Here is a 5,942-nt window from a genome sequence, read left to right as displayed (position 1 = left end):
ATTTGCGTTGAGATAATCGTCCTTGAGCACGTGCTTGGCCGGATAGAGGTTGCCGTCGTGCACGATCTTGCACGATTCGACCGCCCAATCCACCGCGGGACGATCGGAGAAACGGGTGGGGTCGCTGGGCAGCGGCGATTGCTTGCTGAGCAACTGCGCATAGGCCACCGGATCGAGGCCGCGCTTCTTGATGATCATGGAATCCCAGATGCTGTGCAGGTTCCAGCCTTCGCCGTCGATGTTGATCTGAAAATCGTTGCCGCCACGATCGTCGTCGTAACCGGCGTGCAGCGGCTGGTGCACGTCGCCGATGAAATGCACGAGGAACTTGAGCGCGTCGCGGCGTTCGGCATCGGGGCGGCTGTGATCGGCGAGCGCGAGGAAGTTGCGGTTGATCGCCGCGATCACGCAGTTGCCATCCGGGCAATCGCGCGGCGGCACGAAGCCGCAATCGCCGTGCGGAAAATTCACGTAATGCCAGCGGCTGGTCTTCTTGAAGCGGTCCGGATCGGCCGTGCGCATTTCGTCGGCCCAGTTGGCGACGCCGGCGAGGGTCGGCTCCGCTTCGCCGGCGAGCAGGCGCTGGACTTCGGCATGCGCGGCGGGCGTGAGCTGGCGTTCGGCGAGATCGCCGACGATCCGGTGCCCCTGCGGACCCCAGGCCATGGCCGGGGCGGAGACGATCAGCAGGGCAAGAATGGCGAGACAGGCACGAATCAAGGACATAGCGGCTTCCAGAGGGGTGTCGCGGGCTGGGTCAAGGCGATAAAATAGGCGTTCTGACGCATTCTCGCATTCTTTCCAGGAGCTAAATATGGCGATCAAGGTCGCGATCAACGGCTATGGCCGTATCGGCCGCAATGTCCTCCGTGCGCTGTACGAGTCCAACCGCACGCACGAGATCCAGGTTGTCGCCATCAACGACCTGGGCGATGCCGAGACCAACGCACACCTGACCCAGTACGACACCGCCCACGGCAAGTTCCCGGGCACGGTGTCGGCCGAGGGTGGCGACCTGATCGTCAACGGCGACCGCATCAAGGTGTACGCGGTGCGCAATCCAGCCGAAATTCCATGGGGCGCGCACGAAGTCGACGTGGTGCTCGAATGCACCGGCCTGTTCACTTCCAAGGCCAAGGCCAGCGCACACATCGCCGGCGGCGCCAAGAAAGTCATCATCTCCGCACCCGGCGACAAGGATGTGGACGGCACCTTCGTCTACGGCGTCAACCATCACGACCTGAAGGCCTCGCACACCGTCATTTCCAACGCGTCCTGCACCACCAATTGCGTCGCTCCGCTGGCCAAGGCCTTGCACGAGAAGCTCGGCATCGAACACGGTCTGTTGACCACGATTCACGCCTACACCAATGACCAGGTGCTCACCGACGTCTATCACTCGGACCTGCGCCGCGCCCGCAGTGCAACGATGTCGCAGATTCCGACCAAAACCGGCGCCGCCGCGGCCGTCGGCCTGGTGCTGCCGGACCTCAATGGCAAGCTCGACGGTTTCTCGATGCGCGTGCCGACGATCAACGTCTCGGTCGTCGACCTGACCTTCGTCGCCAAGCGCGCGACGACCAAGGACGAGATCGACGCGATCATCAAGGAAGCCAGCGAAGGCTCGCTCAAGGGCGTGCTCGGCTACAACACCAAGCCACTGGTGTCGATCGACTTCAACCACAACCCCCTGTCGTCGGTCTACGACTCCACCCAGACGCGCGTCATGCAGGGCACGATGGTCAAGGTGCTGAGCTGGTACGACAACGAATGGGGCTTCTCCAATCGCATGCTCGACATGACGCTGGCGCTGATGGCAGCGAAGTAAATTCTTTTTCGCGATGCGTGAAAGCCCGGCTTCGGCCGGGCTTTTTCTTTGCGCGATGATTTCGACGTTGCGAATCGCGTCGGGTTTGCGATGGGTTATCCGCGCGCGATCGACAGGTTCTCATCGTCGGCGACGACCTTCATTCCCGAACACCGCCCACCTTCGTCCCCGGATTCTCCGCGTTGATCCCGGCGCGCTTGACGCATTCGTGGCCCGACTGCAGCTTCAGCGACCAACCCATCGACTTGGCGGTCAGGATGAATTCCACGCAATCCCCGGCGCAGCGCGCGCTGTCTTCGTTCGTGCTGCTGTCTTCGCTTCTGGGCGCATCGGTCGCGATCGCGGCGCCGCCAGCCTGTCCAACGGTCGCGGTCTATCGTCCCGGTGTGTTTTCCAGCGAGGCGCACTACGAGTGGCGGCTGAGTTTCACGCCGTCGCGCAAGACCGCGTATTGGCATATCAGTGACGATTTCCTGCCGACGATTCCGCAGGGCGTGATCGTCACTTCAACGCTGGGCCCGAAAGGCTGGTCGCGCGCGCGGACCGCCTCGTTCTCGGGGAAATACGCCGACAACGATGCCTACGTGTCACCGGACGGTTCGACTTTCCTGTTTTCCTCGATGCGCCCGGTCGACGGCGTTGCGCGCAAGGATTTCGATCTATGGATGATGCGGCGTACGGTCGACGGCTGGAGCGAACCGATGCATCTGGCCGGCGCGGTCAACAGCGGCAAGGAAGAGCTGTATCCGAGCATGGATCGGCAGGGCAACCTTTATTTCGGCAGCGATCGCGATGGCGGTTTCGATGTCTGGCGCAGCAGGCGACAGCGCGACGGTAGTTTCGCCGCGCCGGAAAAACTCGGTAGCGGCGTGAACACGAAGGATTTCTGGGAGTTCAATCCGGAAATTTCCCCGGACGGGAAAACCCTGTTGTTCGTTGGCCTCAATCGCCCGGATGGCATCGGCTGGGGCGATATCTACGTCAGCCGCCTGCGCGATGGCGAGTTCACACCGGCGCGGGACCTCGGCCCCTGCGTCAACACCGGCAAGGATGATTTCCATCCCACGGTTCTGTGGCGGGAAAACAAGCTGGTGTTCGTGCGCAATCCCGACGAACCAGGCAAGAAGAGCGACTTCCTGATCACCGAACTGCGCCTGCCGCCGGAGTGATGCAGGTTTGTCGTTGCCTCACTCACCGGCGACGAGCCCGAGTGCGACACGCAGGCGCGGGTGATAGCTGCGTCCGGACGCGACGCGCGTGCCCGATTTCAGTCGCAGCAGGAATTGCCCGGAGGCACTGGTCTCGACATCGACGATACCGTCGAGACGGACCATGCGCGAACGATGCACGCGCAGGAAACGTGTGGGATCCAGGCGCGCTTCCAGTTGCGTCATGGTCGCGCGCAACACCAGCGTGCGCGCGCCAAGATGCAGCTCGACGTAATTCGCGTGCGCGCTGACGAAATCGATTTCGTCCACCGGCACCAGTTGAATGCGCAGGCCCACCGGCACCGCGATGCGTGCGGGATAGCTGCGCAGGCCGCTCTCGCCATCGCCCGGAAGCGCTGCCTGATTCTGTGGTGCGCGCTGGCGCACGCGCTCGACTGCCTGACGCAGACGTTCGCCCGACACCGGCTTGAGCAGGTAATCGACCGCGCGCGCTTCGAACGCGCGCACCGCGTGTTCGGAATGCGCGGTGACGAAGACCACTTGCGGATGATGGGCTGCGGGCAGCGAATCGAGCACGTCGAAGCCGTCCATGTCCGGCATCTGGATGTCGAGGAAGGCGATGTCCGGCTTCTGTTCGCGCATCGCCGCGATCGCTTCGCCGCCGTTGGCGCAGTCGGCGACCACTTCGATGTCCGGGAACTGCCCGAGCAGGCGCATCAGGCGTGCGCGTGCCAGTGGCTCGTCATCGGCAACCAGGGCGCGTATCGGCAGCATCAGGCGGCGGCCTCGAGGGCATGGAAGGGCAGGGTCAGGCGTGCGATCGTGCCGGCCTGCGCGGCCTGGATCAATTCGAGACCGAAGGCCTCGCCATACAGGCATTCCAGGCGCGCGCGCGTGGTCGCGAGACCGACGCCGTTGCCGCTGGTGCGGATGCCGACATCGCCGCCGTCGTCGAGCACTTCCAGCACGAGCTGATGCATTTCGCGGCGGGCGCTGATCACGATCCGCCCCGGCGTCACGCGCCGGCTGATGCCGTGGCGTACGGAATTTTCCACCAGCGGCTGCAGCAGCAGCGGCGGCACCAACGCGGCGAGCGTGTCCGGCGCCACCGACCAGTCGACGTGCAGACGATCGCCGAGGCGGATTTTCTCGATGTCGAGGTAGTAGCCGAGCAGACGCAGCTCTTCCTGCAGCGCGACCACCTGCGTGCCAGCTTTTTCCAGGCTGCTGCGCAGCAGCGCACTCAGGCCGACGATCATGCGGTCGGCGGCGTCGGCATCGCGGTGCACGAGTTCGGCGATCGAGTTGAGCGCATTGAACAGGAAATGCGGATTGAGTTGCGAAGCCAGCGCACTCAGGCGCGCATCGGCGAGTTGCGACTGCAGCGTGATGGTCTGGCGTTCGCGTTCGCGCACGCGCTCGCTCAGCAACAACGCATGCGCCACGCCGATGATCAGCCAGGCTTGGAACAGGTTGTTCCAGACGCTTTGCAGCAGCACTTCGGAAAACGTCGGCGGCGCGTCGTACCAGTGCAGCCAGCCATCGAGGCCGTAGATGTAGATCGCACGCAGCACCACGATCAACGCCACCGCCGCTGCCTGAATCGCCAGCGCGCGGGCGATGCGGCCGTGCTCGACCGGGTATCGCCGGACCAGCCAGACCAGGCCGAGGGTCAGCGGCATCCAGCCCCAAGCGCCAATCACGCTCGCCGGCATCGCCTTGCTCCAGCTCACCTGGTGGCCGGCGGCATCGAGCATCGTCATCCATTCCGCGCCGGTGGCGAGCCCGTTGAGGGTCCACCAGACGAAGATCACCAGGCACAGGGTCGCGGTCTTGCGTTGCATGCGACCAAGCTAACGTCCGCGCCCACACGCTGCAATAGCGTTTCGCGCGGTTCGTCCCGCGACAGAAGCGATTCGTCCCAAAACCCTTGCCCAGCCCCGGCGCGAGGATGAGGTTGCTGCTGCAGGCCCGTCTTTTCGTGGCCGCCGCAACGACAGCACGACATCACAACAACTTCAGGGGAGAGAACAAGAAGATGAACAGGATCATCCGCACGACACGACTGCGCAAGAGCAGTCTGGCGCTCGCGCTCGGCATGTGTTTCGCAGGCGGCGTCTGCGCGCAGTCGAACTCCACCGGTTCCATCGCCGGTACGACCCAGGCCGGCGCGACCGTCACCATCGAAAATTCCGCGAATGGTTTCAAGCGCGAAATCACCGCCGATAGCAGTGGCAGCTATCGCATCGGCTCGTTGCCGACCGGCACGTACAAGGTCACCACCAATGGTCAGACGCGCGACGTCAACGTCACCATTGGCGGCACCGCGCAGGCGACCAACATCGGCGCCGTTACCGTTTCCGGCAACGGCGTGATCAATGCCATCGACGTGTCCTCGGTCGAGTCCACCACCATCCTCACCGCCGAACAGATCGCCAAGATTCCGGTGGGTCGCAACATCACCGCGGTCGCGTTGCTGGCGCCGGGCACGGTGCGCGGCGACGCCGCGTTCGGCAACCTCGCTTCGTTCGGCGGCTCATCCGTCGCCGAGAACGCGTATTTCGTCAACGGCTTCAACATCACCAACGCGTTCAAGAACCTCAACTTCGGCCAGGTGCCGTTCGAGGCGATTGCGGAGCAGCAGATCAAGACCGGCGGCTACGGCGCCGAGTTCGGTCGTTCGACCGGCGGCGTGATCAACCTGGTCACCAAGCGCGGTACCAACGAGTTCCACGCTGGCGGCAACATCTTCATCACGCCGGATTCGCTCCGCGAGAAGAACCCGAATGTCTACACCAACGGTGGTTACGTCGGTGTTTTCAACCAGGTCCGTCCGAGCATCCTGTATGCGGACAACAGCAAGGATTCCGCCGGCAGCAACACGACCGCGACGGTCTGGGCCAGCGGCGCCCTCGTCAAGGATCACCTGTTCGCGTACGCGTTGG

7 protein-coding genes are annotated in these 5,942 nt (G+C 63.8%); 3 read left to right on the top strand and 4 right to left on the bottom strand.

Going from position 1 to position 5,942, the window contains the following annotated elements; all coding sequences use genetic code 11:
* The coding region (locus VKM35_RS06520) for a S1/P1 nuclease (protein ID WP_324319591.1) at positions 1-726 on the bottom strand (726 nt) is incomplete at its 3' end.
* Positions 727-814: 88 nt separating this feature from the next.
* On the opposite strand from VKM35_RS06520, the gene gap reads away from it, so the two are divergent.
* Positions 815-1,828, top strand: a complete 1,014-nt coding sequence (gap, locus tag VKM35_RS06515) for a type I glyceraldehyde-3-phosphate dehydrogenase (RefSeq protein WP_324319589.1) — start codon at positions 815-817, stop codon at positions 1,826-1,828.
* 139 nt (positions 1,829-1,967) lie between these two features.
* Here gap and VKM35_RS06510 read toward each other — a convergent pair whose 3' ends face one another.
* Positions 1,968-2,096 carry a hypothetical protein gene (locus VKM35_RS06510; protein ID WP_324319587.1) on the bottom strand — a complete coding sequence of 43 codons (129 nt, stop codon included), beginning with the start codon at positions 2,094-2,096 and terminating at the stop codon, positions 1,968-1,970.
* On the opposite strand from VKM35_RS06510, the gene VKM35_RS06505 reads away from it, so the two are divergent.
* Positions 2,086-2,997 (top strand): hypothetical protein, encoded by a 912-nt coding sequence (locus VKM35_RS06505; protein WP_324319585.1) that lies wholly within the window; start codon positions 2,086-2,088, stop codon positions 2,995-2,997. The genes VKM35_RS06510 and VKM35_RS06505 overlap by 11 nt on opposite strands.
* An 18-nt stretch (positions 2,998-3,015) precedes the next feature.
* Here VKM35_RS06505 and VKM35_RS06500 read toward each other — a convergent pair whose 3' ends face one another.
* Together VKM35_RS06500 and VKM35_RS06495 are read right to left on the bottom strand one after the other, a co-directional pair.
* On the bottom strand, positions 3,016-3,771 hold the full coding sequence (locus VKM35_RS06500) for a LytTR family DNA-binding domain-containing protein (protein ID WP_324319583.1): 756 nt from the start codon (positions 3,769-3,771) through the stop codon (positions 3,016-3,018).
* Complete coding sequence (locus tag VKM35_RS06495) at positions 3,771-4,841, bottom strand: sensor histidine kinase (protein ID WP_324319581.1); 1,071 nt, start codon at positions 4,839-4,841, stop codon at positions 3,771-3,773. The genes VKM35_RS06500 and VKM35_RS06495 overlap by 1 nt, the downstream gene beginning before the upstream one ends.
* 194 nt (positions 4,842-5,035) lie before the next feature.
* On the opposite strand from VKM35_RS06495, the gene VKM35_RS06490 reads away from it, so the two are divergent.
* The coding region (locus VKM35_RS06490) for a TonB-dependent receptor (protein ID WP_324319579.1) at positions 5,036-5,942 on the top strand (907 nt) is incomplete at its 3' end.

Source organism: Arenimonas sp., from assembly GCF_035312645.1.
Taxonomy (GTDB): Bacteria; Pseudomonadota; Gammaproteobacteria; order Xanthomonadales; family Xanthomonadaceae; genus Arenimonas.
The sequence above is the reverse complement of the archived record's forward strand: the minus strand, read 5'-3'. Positions and strand labels throughout refer to the sequence as shown.

Coding starts and splice junctions, on each gene's coding strand:
- VKM35_RS06505 (WP_324319585.1), top strand. CDS start 2,086: ATGAATTCCACGCAATCCCCGGCGCAGCGCGCGCTGTCTTCGTTCGTG.
- gap (WP_324319589.1), top strand. CDS start 815: ATGGCGATCAAGGTCGCGATCAACGGCTATGGCCGTATCGGCCGCAAT.
- VKM35_RS06500 (WP_324319583.1), bottom strand. CDS start 3,771: ATGCTGCCGATACGCGCCCTGGTTGCCGATGACGAGCCACTGGCACGC.
- VKM35_RS06495 (WP_324319581.1), bottom strand. CDS start 4,841: ATGCAACGCAAGACCGCGACCCTGTGCCTGGTGATCTTCGTCTGGTGG.